This window comes from Dactylosporangium sp. CA-152071, assembly GCF_050936335.1.
In the GTDB taxonomy this organism is placed as follows: domain Bacteria; phylum Actinomycetota; class Actinomycetes; order Mycobacteriales; family Micromonosporaceae; genus Dactylosporangium; species Dactylosporangium maewongense.
In genome coordinates, this window is record NZ_JBNJMZ010000001.1 from 8844822 (window position 1) to 8862948 (window position 18127).

The following is an 18127-nucleotide window of genomic DNA, read 5'->3' on the forward strand; positions in this document are numbered from 1 at the left end:
GGGCGGCGGTATCGGAACGCAAGACCGGTCGAGCCGGTCCAGCCCGGGTCTGCGGCGGGCGCCCGCTGAAACATGCACGAACGTCCGGGGCGGACCGTGCCGGCTTCAGCGGAACGACACGATCACGGTCAGTGTCGTCCCGGCACCCGGCTCCGTCGTGAGCCGCAGCTCGCCACCGGCACGCTTGGCCCGCTCGTGCATGCCGACGATCCCGAAGTGCCCGTCGGCCTGCCAGCCGGTCAGGTCTCGTGGCTGGAATCCGCACCCGTTGTCACCGACGACGAGTTCGATCCGCCCGCCGCCGCCGGCGACCCGGACCGTGGCCTGGGTCGCCTCGGCGTGCTGCTCGACGTTGGCGAGGGCCTCGCCGAGGATGCGGACGAGTTCGTACCGCACGTCGATGGGTGGCTCGACCGGGGCGGTGCTGACGGCGGTCTCGATCCCGCAACGCTGCGACCACTGCTGGCATACGGCCTGGACCGTCTCCGCGAACGGCCGGTCGGTGGCGTCGAACCGCAGCCCTTTGAGCAGTTCCCGGGCCTCGCGGGTGGCCGCTTCGGCGCCCTGCGACACGGTCGTCGCGAGCTGCTCGGCGAGGTCGGGGTGGCGGCGCAGTGACGTGGGCAGGGCCAGGGCGGCGAACGAGATGCCGCGGAGTGTCTTGGCGACGGAGTCGTGCAGCTCGCGGGCGAGCCGGGTCCGTTCGGAGGCCGCCGCCGACTGCTGGGCCCGGCTGATCGCGTCGACGCTGAGGGTCATGAACCCCACGAGTGTCCTGGTCGCCGTCGCCGCGCCCAGCCCCGCGAGGACGCACATCACCGGGAACGCCGCGATGAAGGCCGTCACCTCGGCCGAGGCCTGGCCGGTCCGCAGCAGGACACCGGCGGTGACGTATCCGAGTGCGGAATGCGCGAACCACACCGGAGCGGCGCGCATCCCCTGCAGCGCGCCGGCGAGCGCGGCCGAGCCGGCGATCCAGCAGAAGTACGCCATACCGGGCCGCCCGGCGGCCAGGATCGCCAGCGCGACACCGAGGTCGGCGAGCAGCGCGAGATGCGGATGGCGGACCGTCTGGGGCCACCGGGTCAGCACGCTGACCATGACGACGGTCGCGGCGGCGGCGACACCGAGGACGGCGGCGGCCCGCCACGCCTCGTCGACGACGAGCAGCCCCGACCCGGCCGCGACGAGCACGACGGCGCCCCGCCCGAGCAGCAGCGACCGGCACACGGCGGCCGGCGCGACAGCCGGGTCGATCCGGACGGCCGGCTCCGCGCCGTGCAGGTGGTCGACATTGGAGAGCGAGGTCAACGGTGCCGCCTCGGGGTCGTGTCGGATGATGCCGTCGCCATCCTCCGGGGCGGCCGCCCCGGCAAAACCCATGATCGCATACGGCAACGACGACTGCCCTGTTCGCCGTGGCGAACAGGGCAGCCGTGCAAGCCCGCCGAGGGAGGCCGCGGGTCAGGCCGTCCGGCCGTGCCCGCTCAGCAGGAGCCGACCACCTCCAGCACGAACGGCTTGTCCGGCTGATGGCGCACCCGCGCGGTGCAGTCGGTGGCGCGGCCCGGGACCCGCCGCACGATGGTCGTCGTCGTCAACTCGGCACCGGCGGTCATGTTCCAGTCGAACTCGATCGGCACGGTCCAGCTGCTGTTGCCATTCACGTTGCCGAAGCCGACGCCGGCCGGTGTGGTCACGTTGCCGGTCGAGATCGTGATGGTGACGGTCTTCGACGCGTCGGTGGTGGTGAACCGCATCGTGCGGGGGCGCCAGATCGAGGTGCCGGTGACCCAGTCCCACGTCCAGCACACCTCGAACGTGACGTCGCCGACCTTGGTGGATTTGGTGCAGTCGACCCGGCCCGGCCCGGCGGTCGTCGGCTTCACGGTCGGCACCGGCCCGGCGGTCTTCGACGGCTTCGGCCCGGCCGACGCGGACGCCTTGGCGGTGCTGCTCGCGGTGGGGGCCGACGGGCGGGCCGCGCCGCCGGCGAGGGCGGACAGCGACAGCGGCGGGCCGGTCCGCAGCTGCGACTGGGCCGCGTACCACTGCGCGTACCGCCCGACAGTGTCGACGTACTCGGTCGCGCTCCCCGCCGGGACCCCATTCGTCAGCCGGACCTGGCCCGACCCGACCCGGTGTGCGGCGAGGGCACCCGGCCACAGATCCCCGGACACTCCGGCGACCCGCAGCTCCCCGATGAGCTGGCACATGTGGTGAGCCAGGGCCTGAACGCCCGCGTTCGGGTCGGCCCGGTTGGCCGCCGGCCACGGTGCCCACCGGTTCCAGACCTCGACCGACACCGCACCGCGATCGGCGACGAGCTGCGCGGCCAGGCGGGCCGGGGTCAGCGCCGGACACGACGACGCCGCGACGAGCACGGCGTCGACCTCTCTGCCGGTCAGCCCGCGGTTGTCGACGTCCGGGGCGGCCTGCGCCCCGCCGAACTGCACTGACGCGACCCCGCCCAGCAACAACGCCGCGGCGGCAGCGGTCCCGGCGATCACCCGCCGGCGTCTTCCACCAAGCATCACCATCACGCCTTGCCTTCCAGGACGGCTGCGTCTGACCGGAGGAGAACGGATGGGACGACGCCGAGGTTCAAACGGCAGGCGCCGCCATCCGGCCGGCGGGTGAGGCGGCGGCTACGGGCGGACGACGACATCGAACGTTGCCACCGCGCGGCGTACACCGTCGCCGACCCGGCCGTCCGGGACGTCGTGCGGGCCGGCCGACGGGTCGGCCCGCACGATCCGGCCGGCGTCGGGAATGCACACACCCCAGGCCGCCGCCAGCGCCGTCAACGCGCCGTACGCGATCACCGTCGCCTCGCCCTCGGGGGCCCAGGCATGCAGGCCGAGGTGCCAGCGCTCGCGCCGGGCCCAGGGCATCCGAGACCTGACCGGGTCCCCGACCGGCTCGACGAGCAGCACCGGGTCAGGGCCGGTGATATCGTGCGGCCGCGCGGTCACGACGGTCACCCCGGCCAGATGCTCTTGGCCGCGCAGATAGGAGACCACCAGGGCGACGGCGTCCGGTTGCATCAGGAGCCCTCCCGCGCGGTCGCCAGCGTTACGGCTGTGCCGCCGGCGGACCGCTGGCCGGAGAGCCGCCAGGCGCAGGTGAGGCGCTCGGCCGGGGAGCCGGTGACGGCGCCGACGCGGGGAGCGCAGGCGACCGGGTGGCGCGGCCGCTCTGGATGACGAGCGTGATCTGCAGCACCGCAACGGCCACCAGCAGCAGGGCGGCGGCGGCGAGTGCGATTTGGATGTACGGCCCGGGCAGTGGCATGACGACGGCTCCAGGGTCGGGAATCTCGCGTGCGGGCGGTCACGCTCATGACGATGCTCCGATCGGCTGGGTTCACTGTGCGGTGGCGGTCCCGCCGACCGGCGGGTGCGCGGTCGGCGTTCGGGCCGCCCCGGGGACACGCGCCCGGTTCGGCGCGGCGTTGGAAACCACCTACGCGGGCGCGCGGACGCGGCCGGCAACGGCGCGTGGCGCGAGCACAACGCCCAGGTCCCGCGCGGCCGATGTCCACGGCGCGTCGGCGCGGCGCCAGCGGCCCTCGCTGGCCGAGGCCATGGCGACGACGCGGGTGTACCGGTAGGCCCGCCACGGCAGCAGCAGCGTGGGCCCGTCGTCGAGCAGCCGGGCCGCGTCGGACCGCACCGCGGGCAGCGACGCCAGGTGGGCCGCGGTCGCGGCGACATCGATCGCCGTTCCCGCGCGGACCCGCAGCGTCGCCAGCCGGTAGCCGGGGCGCGGCTGGGGCGGCTGCAGGTGCAGGCCCAGCCACGCCGGCGGCGGGGCGTCGACGCCGAGCAGAGCGTAGGCACGGCGATACGGTCGCCAGCCCGGCCGCGGCCATGGGCAGGCCTCGTCGGGCAGGCCGGCCACGCCGGTGGCGCGCAGCCGCAGCGGCCCGGGCGGCAGCGGCTGCTCGTCGATCAGTTCGCCCCCGGAGACCCGTATCGCCGCGACGATCCGCGCTCGGTCCAGCCAGCCCGCCGGCAGCAGGTACGCGCCCCGCCGGACCGCCGCGCCGGTGACCTGGGGCGGCGCGGTGACCTCGCTGGCCGGGACGTCCACGGCGCCCTGCGGCCCGACCGTCACCCGCAGCAGGTGTCCCTGCCGGATCTCGTGCGCGAGCACCCCCGGATCGAGCTGCCCCACGGCGAACAGTCCCGTGGACGCCAGGCCGTGCTCGGCCACGTCCGCCGGGTCGTCGCGGGTGGACACGTACAGCGCGAACGGGACCGCGTTGACCTGCGGCCGTTCCGGCAACCAGGCCACGCCGTGGCCGCCGCCGCGTGGGCCGGGCTCCAGCTGGGGGCCGAAGAACGGGCCCTCGAACCGGTCGTCGAGCGGTGCTGGCTCGGCCGTGCCGGGGACGGAGATGAGGTAGCCGTCGCGGCTCTCCCAGCGGGGCGGGGTGCCGTCGTCGAGGCGCCGCCAGGACGACGGGCCGTGCGGGGTGACAGCGCGGGGCAGGTCGTCGGCAACCTCGATGTCGCTGCCCGGCTCGGGGAGGTAGACGGCGCAGCCCAGGCCGGCCTCACGGAGGTACCGCCGCAGTCCCGCCAGCTGCCGCGGCTCGACCCGGGCCAGCAGGGCCACGTCGGCGCCGCGCGCGGCCGGGTCGCCGAGCATCCGCCGCAGCCGTGCCCCGCCGAGCGCGACCAGGTTGCCGTCGACGCAGATGCCCGCGAGCCGGCCGTCGTCGAGCACGGTGAGGTCGGCGACGGCGAGGCCCTGGCGGGGGCGGATTCGTGGGTAGATCGCTGCCAGCCGCCGCAGCCGCCGGTCCGGCACCGACACCGCGGCGACGCCGCGGAACCGTCGCAGGACGAACCCGCCCGCAGGGATGAGTCGGCCGTCCGGGTCGGACTCGAAGCGCAGCGGCGCCGCAGGATGCGGCCGGTACGCCTCCCAGCCTCCGCCGTCGGCGACCAGGTCGTCGCAGTCGGCGGCGTGGGTGACCCGGCTGCCGGGATGCGGCGCCCACACGACGGCGCCGGTGATGCGTGCGAACCGGCCGAGGCTGGCGTGCAGGTGGTCCCGGTCGTCGGCCTGGGCGGGCCACTGCAGCGACAGGCGCACGTCCCCGCCGTACAAGGGCATCGTCCCCATCCGGACGGCCAGCCGCTCCCCGAATCCGCCGCCGACGAGAGCGCCGGCGGTCACGTCCACGTCGACCGTCAGTAGGCCGGTCATGCGTCGAACCCGCGGGCCAGCAGCTCCACGCGCAGGGCCTTGAGGGCGTAGAACGTCCGCGACTTCACGGTGCCCGGTGGCACGCCCAGCCGCTCGGCGGCCTCGGCGATCGGACGGTCGTGGACGTAGGTGGCGACCAGCACCTCCTGGAAACGGCCCGGTAGCGCGGCGAGGGCCTCGCGGACCCCGGTCGCGTCGACGACTGCCTGGGCCAGGTCGCCGGCGTCCGGGCGCTCGTCGATGCGGACGGTGCCGAGCTCGGTGGGGCGGGTCCGGGCCGCACGGACCGCGTCGATCGCGATCCGGCGGGCCACGGTGAACAGCCATGCGCGGCTCCAGCTGCCGTCGGGCCGGCGGGATTCGGGGTGCCGCCAGGCCCGGATCAGTGTGTCCTGCAACAGGTCCTCGGCCCGGTGCCGGTCGCCGTTGCAGAGGCGCAGCAGGAGCCCGAGCAGGAGCGGGGCGTGCACGTCGTACAGTTCGCGCAGAGCGCCGTCGCTGTTTTCCATGCCTCGGACGCTACGATCGCGGCGTCCCCAAAGGATGGGCCTACCCGCCCGCCGAGCGCGGCCCGGGGGACCCAGTTCCTGGGCCCTCCGCCGTCCATCGCGCCACGGCCTCGGTCCGGTTGGCGACCTGGAGCTTCGCGAAGACGTGATTGAGGTGGTTCTTCACCGTCTTCTCGCTCAGGCCGAGCCGCTGCCCGATCGCCCCGTTGGACAGGCCCTCGGGCAGCAGGTTCATGATCTCCCGCTCGCGGGAGGTGAGCCCGATCCGGCGGGCGAAGTCGGCGCGCTGCCGCTCGGCGCGGTCCTTGTCGTCATGCGTGCGCAGCGCTGCGGTCACAATCGACACGGCGGTGGGGGAGAGCCAGCCTTGCCCGGCGGCGACCGAGCGGACCGCCCGGACCAGGTCCGGTGCGTCGAACTGGCCGTGCACGAGATAACCCCGGGCCCCGCCGCGGAGCATCGCGGCGATGACGGCCTCGCTGTCGTCGCTGGTGAGCGTCAGCACGCTGGTGTACCGGGTGATGTCGGCGACGATCGAGAGTCCGTCGGCGACTGGCATCCGGTAGTCGAGCAGCGTCACGGTGGGCTGCAGCCGCCGGGCGGCCTTGAGTCCGTCGACGCCGTTGCCGGCCTCGGCGACGACCTCGATGTCGTCCTCGGCGGCCAGGATCGCGCACAGTGCCTGCCGCACGATCGGGTTGTCGTCGGTCACCAGGACTGTGATCACGCTCATGTCGTTGCCCGGGCTGTCGGCGCCGTTGTCGCGCCCGGCGACTGGTGGGCCCGGTCGGCCGGCGACCGGCCGTCGGCGGGCGCAACGGTCGGTTCCATGCGGTGCCGTCCCCTCATGAGCTGCTGCGGCGGGTGTTTTTGAACGCTTGATCCGAGGACATCGTGCGGGGTCGAACGTTGTCCACGCAACCTCTGACCGGCCGTAGGAGGACGCCGATGATCGGTCTGACAACGTCCCTGTAACGGGATCCCCCCGCTCCGTGAACCACGGCAGGCCGCCGTCCGTCTTGAGGGTGTGGTTGTCAGGCTGGTCATGGCTGTCGTGGCTGTCGTGGTCCTCGTGGTGTCGCTTCCCGCACCGTCGGCGGCGGAGCCGGGTCCGGCCATCGCGAAGTACACGGTCGTCGAGTCCCGGGCGAACGGCCAGCGGGACACGTTGTTCGCCATTGCGCTGGAGACACTGGGGGACGGCCGCCGGTACTCGGAGATTCTCGAGCTCAACCGCGGCCGCATCCAGCCGGACGGGGAGCGGATGACCGACGTCGTCATCGAGCCCGGCTGGATCCTGCTGCTTCCAGCCGATGCCGGTGGTGCGCGGGTCCGCACCGGCGTCGTGCCCAGCTTCCCGCCGGGCGGCATCTCCGCCAGCCCGCAGCCGACCCGGTCACTGCCGGGGGCGGCCGAGCCGAGCGCCCTGCCGATGCGGGCCGCTGCGGTCAGTGGCGCCGTTGTGCTGCTCGGGGTGGCGCTGTTCGTCCGCCGATCCCGCCGCCCTGCTTCCCCTGCACCGGAAACGGTGCCCGGAACCACGCCGGAGCTGGCCGCCGGCCCGGGGGAGCTGCGGCTCGTCGGGGCCCGCGACGGCACCGGCGGCACCGCCGTCGTGTTCGTCGAGGCCGCCGGCGGGCGTCAGCCGGTCGACCTGGCCCTGGCCCCGGACGCGTTCACGGTTGTCGGGGACCGGGCCGAGGGGCTGCGGTTCGCGCGCGTGCTGATCGCACAGCTGTGGGCTGCCGGGGTGCCGCTGACCGTCGTCGGATCCGAGCTGATGCGCGACCGTCCGGAGGGCTGTGCCGGGGCCGGTTCGGTCGCCGAGCTGCCCGAGGAGCCATCGTTTCCCGCGGCGCCGGTGCCGCACGTCTTCGTGTGCGCGGTGCGGGCCGGGGAGGAGCTGCTGCCGCTGGTCCGCCTCATGAGCGAGCCCGGCGCGCGCGTCGTGCTGATCGGGGACGTGCCACCGGCCCGCTGGTCGCTGCGCCTGTCCTGAAGGAGCTCCGCCGGTTCAGGGGCAGGGCGCATAGGAGATGCGCCGCGGGCACCGCCTTCACTGCGGCACCGCCTTCACCGCGGCCTCGCTGAGCCTGCGGCCGGCGGCCCCCGGCCCGGCCGTGGGCCCCACGGTTCAGCGAACCTCGAACTCAAACAGTGAATACCCGTAGCTGCCGACACGCGCCGTGCCGTACATCTGGACGTATCGCGCACCCACCGCGGCGAACCGCACCTCGTCGACGTCGCCGCCGGAGTCGCCGGCCGTCTGCACGACCGTCCACTGTGTGCCGTCCACACTGACCCGGATCGCGTATTGCTTCGCTCGCGCGGATTCCCAGAGCAGTGTGACGCGTTCGACGGTGTACACGGATCCCAGGTCGACAGCGAGCCACTGCGGATCGGAGGCCAGGCTCGCCCACCGGCTGGCCGGATCGCCGTCGACGGCATTGGCGGCGGCCAAGCGGGCGCCCGCCTGCGATGAGGTCGTGACCGCCTTGCCGCGGGCCAGGTTCACGCCATTGCTGCCTGGAGGAGCGGGCGCTCCGGTAGGTAGCGGCGCTGAGAGCGTGAGCTCCGGCGCCGGGGCGCCGGAGCTGGACGGTGATGCTGCCGCGGTGGGGCCGGCGCTGGGACTCGATCGTGCGCCCGACGTCGAGCCGGAGGCCGACGCCGGGTCCTGGGCGGACATGGCGGGACCGGTGCCGACGACCGGCGTCCCGACCCCCGTCCGGTGGCGGCTTTCGGCCGGGTCGGCGTCCGACTCCGCGAACGGCCGCAGTGTGCCGGCGGCGACGAGCGCCCCGACGAGGAGCGCGGCGGCGCCGCCGACCGCGGCCACCAGCCCGATCCTGGTCGGCCGCCGGCGCCGCCGGTGCCGTAACGGCGGATCCAGCAGGTGCCGTGGCTCGTTGACCAGTGGCGGCCCGTTCCCATCATCCACCGCGGCATCGTAGGGATGCCCTGTTTCACGATGCAATGGTCGTTGGGACGGTTCTTCGTGAACAACTGGGTTGTCCGCGTTCATGGCTTGTGCTTGTCCACGCCGACGCCGTTGCACTGCCTGCCGCCGTTGACGCAGTGCTCGATGACCCGACGCTGGCGCTCGGGGTCCCAGCCGTTCATGAAGTCGAAGTGGAAGGAGTAGCTCGGGCCGGACGAGTACGCGAGGCCGTCGGTCTTCCCGCCGGGCAGCTTGTACGGCACCTTCAGCTCGAGCATTGGCAGCGGCACGGGGTGGCCGGCCGGGCAGACGCCCTGCACCGGGTACACCATGTGCGACCTGTGGTCCGGCGGGTCGAGGTCGGCGCCGTTCCAGCAACTGGGCGCCTGGTACCGCACGATGAGCGACGACCCGTCCGGGCAGGACGCCGCAATGTCGTTGGCGAGGTCGCCGCCGCAGCTCCAGGTGCCCCGGAAGGCCGCGGCGTCCGGCGTCCTCATGTCGCCGGCCAGCAGCCGGAAGCCGGCGGGAAACGGTAGCACCGTGCGATAGTCCTTCACGTCGGCCTTGTAATACACGGTGACCATCCCCGTCTCGACCGGGACGCCGTGCTGCAGCAGGGTGGGGAACCAGTAGCCGGACGCGTCCTTCGGGTCCTGGCAGGAACTACGACCACCCAGCAGCGACGCGTTCGTGCTGCCCGCGCTGGTGGACGGGTTGCCGACGAACGTGTGGTTGTGGGACGCGCCAGCCAGGCCGGGGAAGACGATCGGGTCGTCGTTGAGCCGGTGGGTGACGGTGCAGTTCGCCGCGACCTCCTGGTATTGCGCGTGCGGCGGCGGACCCCCGAACGTCCGGGTCGGCCGGACCTGGCCGGACGCCGGCGCCAGGCTGGACGCGGTGCTCGGCCCCGCGCCGGGTGCCGACTGGCTGCCCATCGCCGGGCGGCCCGGAGAGCTGGCGGCCGGCGCGCCCGGCGACGTCTCGACGCCGGCCGACCGGCACGCCGCGGCGCCGAACACGGCCACCGAGACCAGCACGATCATCCCACTTCGCGGAAGGCTTCTCACGCCGGTGACGCTACGGGCTCGGCCGGGCGAGGGACCGGGCCGAAGCTCCCAGACGGGCCCGGTGCGTGGGCCCAGTTTTCTGGGCCCTGTCTCAGTACCGCACCTGGACCGTCACCGTCGTGCCGCTCCCGGGCGCGGTCGTGAACTGCAGCTCGCCGCCGGCGCGGCGGGCCCGCTCGTACATCCCGACGATGCCGAAATGGCCGTCGGCCTGCCAGGCCGTCGGCTCCTGCGCCACGAATCCGTCGCCGTCGTCGCGGACGCTCAGCGTGGCCGCGTCGGCGCCGCCGGTGAGAGTGACGCGGACCCGGCGGGCTCCCGCGTGCCGCTCGACGTTGGTCAGGGCCTCACCGAGGATCCGCATCAGCTCGTAGCGGACGTCCACGGGCGGGTCCACCGAAGCCACGTTCAGCGACAGCCCGATTCCGGTGCGGTCCGCCCATTGCTGGCAGACCATCGACACGGTGTCCCGCAATGGCTGATCGACCGCGTCGACACGGAGTCCTTCCAAAAGTTCGCGGGCCTCGCGGGCGGCGGCCTCGGCGCCCTGGGAGACGGTCGCAGCCAGCTGCTCGGCGAGCGCGGGCTGCCGTCGCAGCGACGACGGCAGCGCCAGCGCGGCGAACGAGATGCCCCGCAGTGTCTTGGCCACCGAGTCGTGCAGCTCGCGGGCCAGCCGGGCGCGCTCGGACGCGGCGGCGGACTGCTGGGCCTGGGCGATCGCACTGACGCTGAGCGTCATGAACCGCACCAGCGCGGCGGTCGCGGTGGCCGCGCCGATCCCGGCCAGCAGGCACATCACGGGGAACGCGGCGATGAACGCGGCGACCTCCGGCGACGAGGCGTTGCCCCGCACGATCATGCCGGCCGCCACGTAACCGAGCGCGGCGTAGCCGACACACACGGGCAGGGCCCGCATGCCCCACAGCGCGCCGGCCAGCGCGGCCGACCCGACGAGGTAGCAGAAGTACGCCATGCCGCCGTCCATCGCATACATGATCGCGATGGCCACGGCCAGGTCCACCATCAGCACCGCCGACGGCCGGCGGACCAGACCCGGCCAGCGGGTCAGCGCGCTCACGATCGCGACCGTCGACACCGCGGTGATGACGAGGACCGCGACGATCCGCCATGTCTCTGCCACCACCAGCAGCCCGGCCCCGGCCGCGACCAGCACCACGGCGGCCCGGCCGAGCAGCAGCGAGCGGCAGATGGCGGCCGGCGCGACGGCCGGGTCGATGCTGAGGGGCGGCCGTGGGGCCTCAGCCGACGAGAGTGAGGTCATCGGATGTGAGGCTACCGGCAGCACCGCCCGGCGCAACCCGCGGCCGCCCCCGGCTGCGCGCGGTCAGCACGTCATGATCAATGTGGCGAGTGCCTGCATGACAGTGGCGCCGCCCGCGCCGGTCGGGTCCCGCAGCGGCCGGAGCAGGTCGCTCCACGCGACGCGATCCGAGCCTGAAAGACACTTCATGGCGTCGGCGTCGAACGCGGCGGTGCTCGTTGCCGACTCGTTCATCACCTTGTGCAGGGCCTGCAGGATGGCCACGTCCGCGCGGTCGGCGTCGCCGCGGTCGGCGGCCTGCACCAGGCGGCTCAGCGGAGCCAGCAGGGCCGGTTGCAGCAGAGCCTTCTGGTACGTCGCGTGCCGGGTGTCGCGGTCTGCTGTCAGGTATTCAAAGGCGAAGCCGGCGTCACCCTGGGCGGCCAGGTCGAGGATCGCCTCGTGCAGGACGCCGCTCTGGTCGCCGGGGGCGGCGCGGCCGGCGAGCTCGGCGAGGAACAGGCGGGTGGCCGGGGCGAGCAGCGTGCTCAGGTGGTCGGTGAGCAGGCGCTGCGACTGCGGCCAGTCAGGTGCGGTGAGCCAGTCGGCGAGCGCCACTGGCGGTTGCGTGGTTACCGGCTGCGCGGCCGCGGTGGCGGCGTCGAACAGGTGATCGGTGAACGCGTCGCCGAGGGGCGTGGTCGTGCCGTCCGGGCGGTGGACGGCCCACACGTTGCCGAGCCGCAGCGCGGGCTGCCTGCCCCCCAGCGCTCCGGCGGACGGCGTGGCCTGGTGGACGAGGGCCAGGCCGTGGGCGGCGGTGAGGGCGACAAGCGCACGGGTGGCGGGTCCCTGCGTGACGACGACGGGTCGCTCGCGCCGCCACCGGAACCGTTCCAGCAGCGCGGCGAGGACCGTGGGGCTGCCGGCGGTGCCGAACACCACGACCGGGACGCCCCGGGCGGCGGCAAGCTCGTTCGCCCGGTCCCACCACGGCCGGGACGCGGCCGCGTCGGCGCCGACGAGGTGGAGCCAGTCCCGTTCCGCCACGCCATGCGGCAGCACCATCGGCCAGTTCGCGGCGTCCTGCGGCGCGTTGAGCGCGCGGGTCGGGGGCATGCCGCCGGACCACAGCAGGTGCCGGCGCCGGGACGCCGGCCGTTCCAGGTCGACGACGTGTGCCGCCTGCTCGACGAGGTCGGCAAGGATGGCCGTATCGGCCAGTGCCGCCACGGTCACCGTCAGCGTGTGCGGGTCCCGCGGTGCCCGGCCCGGCAGGGCGTGCAGCAGGTCGTCGTCGGCCAGCCGGAGCTCGCCGCGGCGGCCGTGCGGCAGCCGCCCCTCGGCGAGCGTGAGGGTGAACGGTGTGGCGCCGGTGCTGACCTCGAGTGTCGTCGCCGACCGGACGTCGACGCGCACCCGGAAGCCGGTGCTGTCCCACACCCGCGCCGCGGCCTTCCACAGCCGCTCCGTCTCGGGCTGTCCAGCCCGCGAGTCCCGGATCGCCTCGTACGCTGCCCGCTCCCGTGCGCCGGCGGCCGGCGGCGCGCCGAGCCTGACCCGGCGGGCTCGGGCCACGGCGATTTCGGGGCCCAGGTCACGGTGGTGCCGGCGCCACATGTGCGGCCGGACCAGCGTCCAGCGACGCTCCGTCTCCGGCTGCTCATCGCGCAGGCCGAGTTCGTCAACGAGGACGGCCACCTCGGCCCGCAGCCGGTCCGCGTCGAGGTCGCCGCGGGCGGTGGCCGTTCCGCTCTCGGCCAGGGCGAGGTCGTTGAGGAGCTGGTGCAGGCGGTCGAGGGCGGCCCGATCCTGCGGGGTGAGCCGCAGTCCCCGGGCGGCGGGCACCGGCGCGCGGCTGAGTATCCGGCCGCCGTCGCGGTGGGCCAGGTCGGCGATCCGGATCGAGACGCGGACAATTCCGTGATACAGGCGGCGCCCCAGCCCGCCACCGAGGCGGCGGGTCCCCTGCCCGCCTGGCACCGGCACCGGCGTCACCTTGGCCTGGAACGTCGCGGCCTGCGTGGCGAGCGCGTCGACGACGATCAGCCGTTCGTCGACCGTCCACGGCAGGAGACGGACCTCTTGCCGGGCCTCCCGGTCGCGGGCCGCATGCGCGGACATCGGCTCGAGATTCCGCAGCACGGCCTCGCCGAGGAACGTCAGCAGCGACACCCCGATACCGCCGCCGAGCAGGGCCCAGCCGGGCGGCCCGGCGAGCAGCCCGGCCCCGATGGCGATGCCGAGCCCGGCGGCCTGCCCAGCCCCGGACGGCAGGTGCTTGTAGATCTCCCGGCGCAGCGGCACCTGCGTCGGCCGCTTCCGCTCCTTGTGCAGCGCAGCCTGGTCGGCGGCGAGCGCGGTGCGCTCGGAGATCCGACGCAACCATGGACGCCTCGCGGGGTCGGCCGCCCGCGGCGTGACCACCGGCAGGCCGCCGAGCATCGCCTCCAGGGCCGTGATCGCGCTGGTCAGCCACCACAATGCATCGACCGAGGCCAGCGCCACCCGGTCGGTGAACTCGGGGCGTTTCACGTAGCTGCGGCCGAAGCCGTAGCCGACCGCCCGCAGCGTCGCCGCGATCATCGTCGAGTCGGCCAGCCACGGGACGCTGTTGAGCAGGTGCGCCAGGGCGAGCGTCGGGATCTGCAGCCCGGGGTCCTGCGCACCGACTCGCAGCACGTTGACGCGGTGGCGCGGCGCGGCGCGCGGGAAGCCCCGGGCGAACACGTCGTACGTCACCGGCTGAGACACCGCGGAATCCCCGGCGGGACCGCCGTGGCGCCGCACCGCCCGCCGGGCCGCGCTGCCGGCCTTGGCCAGGGCGAACCGGCGGCGGGCGCGCAGCTCTTTGAGGTGGATGCCCACCTCCTGCTCGAGCGCGCCCCGCATGGCGCGGAGCTGTCCGGCGGCCCCCTCGGCCGCCGTCCGCTCCTGGGCGGTCAGCGGCCGACCAGTGCGGGTGAGCTGTTCGGCGGCCCCGAACACGTGGTAGTTCAGCGCCTCCAGGAAGCGGTTGCGCAGCCCGTCGGGACTTGCTTCGTACAGATGTTCGAAGCGGCGCCGCGCGACCGACTCCCGCCATTCGGCGACCCACTCGCCACCGGCGCCCGTCACGATGCTCTGGGTGAGGTTCAGGCCGAGGGCCATGGCGCCGACCTCGGGGCGTCCGCTGACCGCCCCGCCGACGATCATGCCGGCCAGCGCGCTGACGACCGCCGACTCGCCCCGCTTCTGCAGCGCCGCCTTCGGCAGCCCGATCGTCGGCGGACGAAACGACCCTGTCGCACGGGGCGGCCCGGGCCTGGCCAGCACCCGAGTGGCCGGGCCGGCGCCGCCGGACGCGGCGGCGAGCCCGTCGGCGTGCGCCTGGCTGGCCGCCTGCGACATCGACGTGCCGATGCTGGTGGCGGTGAGCGCCGTGTCCCGACCGGCCAGCGTCGCGACACCGTACGTGAGCACCGCCTGCGCCGTCGCCGCCGTGACCCGCCGCGTCATGTGCAGAGTCGTCGGGGCGTGGCCCGGCAGCGGTTCCTCGACCCGCTCCGCCCGCCGCCGGTGCAGCGCGTCGCCGAGCTGCTTCGCGACGGCCGGCGCCAGGAGCTGCGCGCCGGCCCCGACGAGCAGCCGGCGGATGTCGCGTTCCACGGTGTGCAACGCGACCTCGGCCGGGTCGGCAGCGTACGGCGTCATCGCGGATCGGGCCCGGTGCGCGGCGCGGCGAAACCGGCCCCGCTGGAACGCCAGATGCAGCACCGTGCGGTGCTGCCCCAGGAGCCGCCAGGCGTGCAGCAACGGCTCGGCCGCCGCCGGGTCGAGGTGCGCGACCGCCCACGCGTGCAGTTCGCCGGCAAGGGAGACGGCGATCGCCGCGTCGCTGGCGTCCGCCCGCACCTCCAGGGTGCCGGAGCGCAGGACGACCGCCCGGTCCGCACCGCCCCACCGCTGCGGCGGCACCAGGCGGACCGGCAGGGTGGCGACGTCGGCATCCTGCGCCCCGGGTGTCGTCAGACGCAGCGCTGGTGCGCCCCCACGTGGGCGCACCAGCTCGACGGCGCTGACGACGTCCTGGTGCCGCACCGCGAACGACATTGCGGCCCGGTCGACCGCGTCGAGAACCTCCGTGTCGCCGAGGACGGTCCGGGCCGACCACATGATTCGCAGCAGCACCTCGCGCGAAGGCGCGGTGAGCACCGCGAACGACAGTCCGCGCAGGACCTTCTCGCCGCGCTGGAACCCACCGGTCGTGTCCCGCAGGGCGCCGAGCTGCCGAAGTGCCGCGGCCAGCCCCAGCTCGGCGTCCGCGCGCCGGTCGGCCGGAGCCCGCTGCCAGGTCGTGACCGCGAGCTCGGCCAGGTACAGCCGGCCCCGGTCGGCCGGGGTCACCGAGTGGTGCACGACGGTGGCGCCGGCCGGCGTGAGCCGGTCGGGTCGGGACCGGGCGCTGAGCACGGTGCGGAACCGGCTGAGCCTGCCCTGAGGTCGGGCCAGGGCCTGTGCGCCGAGCCCGATGAGCCGTCGCGCATCCTCGTCGGACGCGGTGTCCCACCCGCCGCGGGTCAGGTCGACCTCGACGGTGCGGACGCGCCCGCCGCGGGTGAACCGGACCACGTCGCCGCCGGCGACGGCGATCTCGAGGCTCGCGCCGGCGTCCGTGAGCATGCGGCGGGCCGCTTCGACCATGCCGGACAGGCCGACCTCCGGCTCGGCGAGCCGAGTCGGCGAGTCGGCGAGCCGCTGCAGCGAGCCGGCGAGGTCGGCGACGAGCCGGCGGGGCTCCGCGCCTGGCCGGTATTCGTAGAACGGCGCACGCCCGGCCGTCACCCGGGGGTCGTCGTGGTCGAGCCCGGGGATGACGCCGGAGTACCAGCGGTCGCCGATGACCCCGAGCATCCCGCTCGCCGCGACCACCCGCCGGTTGCGGATCTCGGCGAGCCGCGAGGCGAAACTCGTCAGCCCGCGGCCGGCGTCCACCGCGCAGTCCAGCAGGAGCAGGTCGGCGCCGGCCGCGCCACGGGCCCGGTCGAGCAGGTCGTTGAACTGCCCGGCGGTGTACAGTCGATTCCCGACCCGCACGCGGGCACCGGCACCGTGCAGGACGACGACGAAGAACCCGCGTACCCATGAGAGCCCCTGGGCGTGCGCCGCATCGAGGGCACGCGATCCGGCAGGACCCGCGAAGACGTGACCGAAGACACGGTCGCCGGCTCGCAGCGTCTGGCCGGGGAGCTCGCTGTATTCGCCGCCGACGGACGGCAGTTCCCCCGTCAGCGCCGACATCGACACGATCGCAAGATCGTCGGCAGTGCCGTCGTGCAACCCGCCGAATTCGGCGGGCGGCATCGAGCCCAGCCACACCGGCCGCGCTGCGCCTGGAAGCCGATTCACGAACGACGCGATCCGTGGGGGTGTTTCCACGCCAGGGACGCCGATGTAGACAGTCGGCGGCCCGTTCTTCGTGGCCGGCGGCGCGTTGCCCGCCCCATCAGGGCGCAGCCAGAGCCACGTGCGGCCGGCCTCGGCCACCCAGCCGCCGCCGAGGTTGTACGTCCCGGCCCGCGCGCCGGGCGCCAGCCCGTACGGCGTCTGCCGCGCACCGCCCTCCGGAACGGCCGGCAGCACCCACAGCCGCTTTGCCAGCGGCACGAACGTCGGCAGGCCGCCCTCGTCGACGGCCGCCAGCCGGGGCGAGGCCGCATGCTGTACGGCGCGGGTGGGGAGCTCGATCGGCACGCCGTGCCGTTCGGCGTACCGCTCGGCCTCCTCCTGCGACGGCAGCTGCAGCGGATCGCCGACGTCGAGCACGACCCGTTCGGCGACGGCCGGCAGCAGCCGGCCCAGGTAACGCTCGAGCAGCCCTGACCCGAGCCCGCCCGGTGGCACGACAATCCGCGCAAACCCGTCCCGGGGTTTTGCCGTCATTGCGTACTGCAGTGTCGCCGGGTCGGGATCCCGGGTCATCGGCCCGATGTGCAGGTAGACCCCGGACGGCATCGGCATGATCCGGCCGTCCGCACACAGTTCCCGCAGTACGTCCGCCGCTGCCGCCACCCCCCCGCCTCCTCATCCCGTCGCCGGACTCCGACGCTAGTCAGCGGCGACCGAGGGGACGAGCCGTCAGATCGGGCGGTCCGTCCCACCGGGGGGCGCGGCACGCGGTCCGCACCCCGGAACCGGGACTGTGGCGTGGTCCCCGTCCGTGGGATCTGGCAGGCGCTCGGGCGGGCGCGGGCACGCCGCCGTCACGGGCTCCTCCGGCCGAGGAGGCCCGCCGTTCACGCGTTGTTCGCCACAGACGTCACCGTCCACGGGGGCACCGACGCATCCCCGGAAGGGGACACCCACGCCTCAGGGCCTGGTAGAACGATCCGACCGGGACAAGCTCGGTCGAGACGTGGCGGCGCCGGTCAGAGGCCGAATGTCCACTTCTGGTAACCGTCGTGGTTGCAAGGAACGAGGGTCCAGTCTCCGTTCGGGTTGCTGCCGACGCAGTAGCTGTGCAGGAACTGCCAGGTCATCTCGAACTGGGCGTAGCTTCCCTTGACTCTCCACCAGGTCACCGCGGGCGCACCCTCGGTGCTGCACGGGACGGAGCGGAGGAGGTACGACTGCTGGTTCTTCTCGATGGCGAGGCACTGCCCGGTCGCCACGTTCGCGAACTTCACCACGTCGAATCGGTCACTGGACTTCCCGACATACATGGCTTGCCATTTCTGGCTGTTGTTGTTGGCGTCGCAAAGCTGTGTGGACACGGGCGTATTCGAGGCGGCCTGCAGACAGCGCCCGGTTTGCCCGTTGCGCAGGAAGCCGGCGGACGTCGTGGCGCTCGCCGACGCCGTGGCCCGGCTGGATGCTGACGCCGAGGCGGCTGCGGGACTCGTCGGGCCCGTCGCCGTCGAGGACGGATCCATTGCCCGCGCGGCGCTCGGCGCGGCGGCGCTGGCCGGTGAGGACGCATCCATTGCCAGCTCCGCGCCCGTCGAGGCGTCGCTGGCCGGTGCAGGCTTGTCGTCGGGGATGAGCAGGGGCGGCACCGCGACCGTGATGAGGCCGATCGCGACCGCAAGGCACACATTGCGCCACCGACGCAGCTGCACGGCCGTGCGCGGCGACGGCTGGGCAC

Annotated in this window: 12 protein-coding genes; 1 reads left to right on the forward strand and 11 read right to left on the reverse strand. The window is 74.2% G+C overall.

Features of this window, described 5'->3' with window-relative positions; all coding sequences use genetic code 11:
- Window positions 1-105 precede the first annotated feature (105 nt).
- The 6 genes from ACQEVZ_RS39840 to ACQEVZ_RS39865 form a co-directional block, all read right to left on the reverse strand.
- Window positions 106-1383 (reverse strand): sensor histidine kinase, encoded by a 1278-nt coding sequence (locus ACQEVZ_RS39840; protein ID WP_433376354.1) that lies wholly within the window; start codon window positions 1381-1383, stop codon window positions 106-108.
- 104 nt (window positions 1384-1487) lie between these two features.
- Window positions 1488-2534 (reverse strand): hypothetical protein, encoded by a 1047-nt coding sequence (locus ACQEVZ_RS39845; RefSeq protein WP_433376357.1) that lies wholly within the window; start codon window positions 2532-2534, stop codon window positions 1488-1490.
- Window positions 2535-2648: 114 nt separating this feature from the next.
- Entirely contained in the window at window positions 2649-3047 is a 399-nt protein-coding gene (locus ACQEVZ_RS39850; protein WP_433376360.1) for a hypothetical protein, read from the reverse strand.
- A gap of 418 nt (window positions 3048-3465) precedes the next feature.
- Window positions 3466-5220, reverse strand: coding sequence for a hypothetical protein (locus ACQEVZ_RS39855; protein WP_433376363.1), 1755 nt, complete (start codon window positions 5218-5220; stop codon window positions 3466-3468).
- The gene (locus tag ACQEVZ_RS39860) at window positions 5217-5729 is read right to left on the reverse strand and encodes a sigma-70 family RNA polymerase sigma factor (protein ID WP_433376366.1); all 513 of its coding nucleotides are present in this window, start codon (window positions 5727-5729) and stop codon (window positions 5217-5219) included. The genes ACQEVZ_RS39855 and ACQEVZ_RS39860 overlap by 4 nt, the downstream gene beginning before the upstream one ends.
- Before the next feature lie 40 nt (window positions 5730-5769).
- A complete protein-coding gene (locus ACQEVZ_RS39865) occupies window positions 5770-6456 on the reverse strand; it encodes a LuxR C-terminal-related transcriptional regulator (protein ID WP_433376369.1) in 687 nt (228 codons plus the stop codon).
- 318 nt (window positions 6457-6774) lie between these two features.
- On the opposite strand from ACQEVZ_RS39865, the gene ACQEVZ_RS39870 reads away from it, so the two are divergent.
- Window positions 6775-7728, forward strand: a complete 954-nt coding sequence (locus ACQEVZ_RS39870) for a LysM peptidoglycan-binding domain-containing protein (RefSeq protein WP_433376371.1) — start codon at window positions 6775-6777, stop codon at window positions 7726-7728.
- 135 nt (window positions 7729-7863) lie between these two features.
- On the opposite strand, the gene ACQEVZ_RS39875 is transcribed toward ACQEVZ_RS39870, so the two are convergent.
- The 5 genes from ACQEVZ_RS39875 to ACQEVZ_RS39895 form a co-directional block, all read right to left on the reverse strand.
- Window positions 7864-8670 carry a discoidin domain-containing protein gene (locus ACQEVZ_RS39875; RefSeq protein WP_433376374.1) on the reverse strand — a complete coding sequence of 269 codons (807 nt, stop codon included), beginning with the start codon at window positions 8668-8670 and terminating at the stop codon, window positions 7864-7866.
- 80 nt (window positions 8671-8750) lie between these two features.
- Window positions 8751-9740, reverse strand: a complete 990-nt coding sequence (locus ACQEVZ_RS39880; RefSeq protein WP_433376377.1) for a DUF1996 domain-containing protein — start codon at window positions 9738-9740, stop codon at window positions 8751-8753.
- A gap of 91 nt (window positions 9741-9831) precedes the next feature.
- The gene (locus ACQEVZ_RS39885) at window positions 9832-11025 is read right to left on the reverse strand and encodes a sensor histidine kinase (RefSeq protein ID WP_433376380.1); all 1194 of its coding nucleotides are present in this window, start codon (window positions 11023-11025) and stop codon (window positions 9832-9834) included.
- A 63-nt stretch (window positions 11026-11088) separates the two neighbouring features.
- A complete protein-coding gene (locus ACQEVZ_RS39890) occupies window positions 11089-17055 on the reverse strand; it encodes a hypothetical protein (RefSeq protein ID WP_433376383.1) in 5967 nt (1988 codons plus the stop codon).
- Between the two features lie 356 nt (window positions 17056-17411).
- Window positions 17412-18101 carry an RICIN domain-containing protein gene (locus ACQEVZ_RS39895; RefSeq protein WP_433376386.1) on the reverse strand — a complete coding sequence of 230 codons (690 nt, stop codon included), beginning with the start codon at window positions 18099-18101 and terminating at the stop codon, window positions 17412-17414.
- Window positions 18102-18127: the final 26 nt, after the last annotated feature.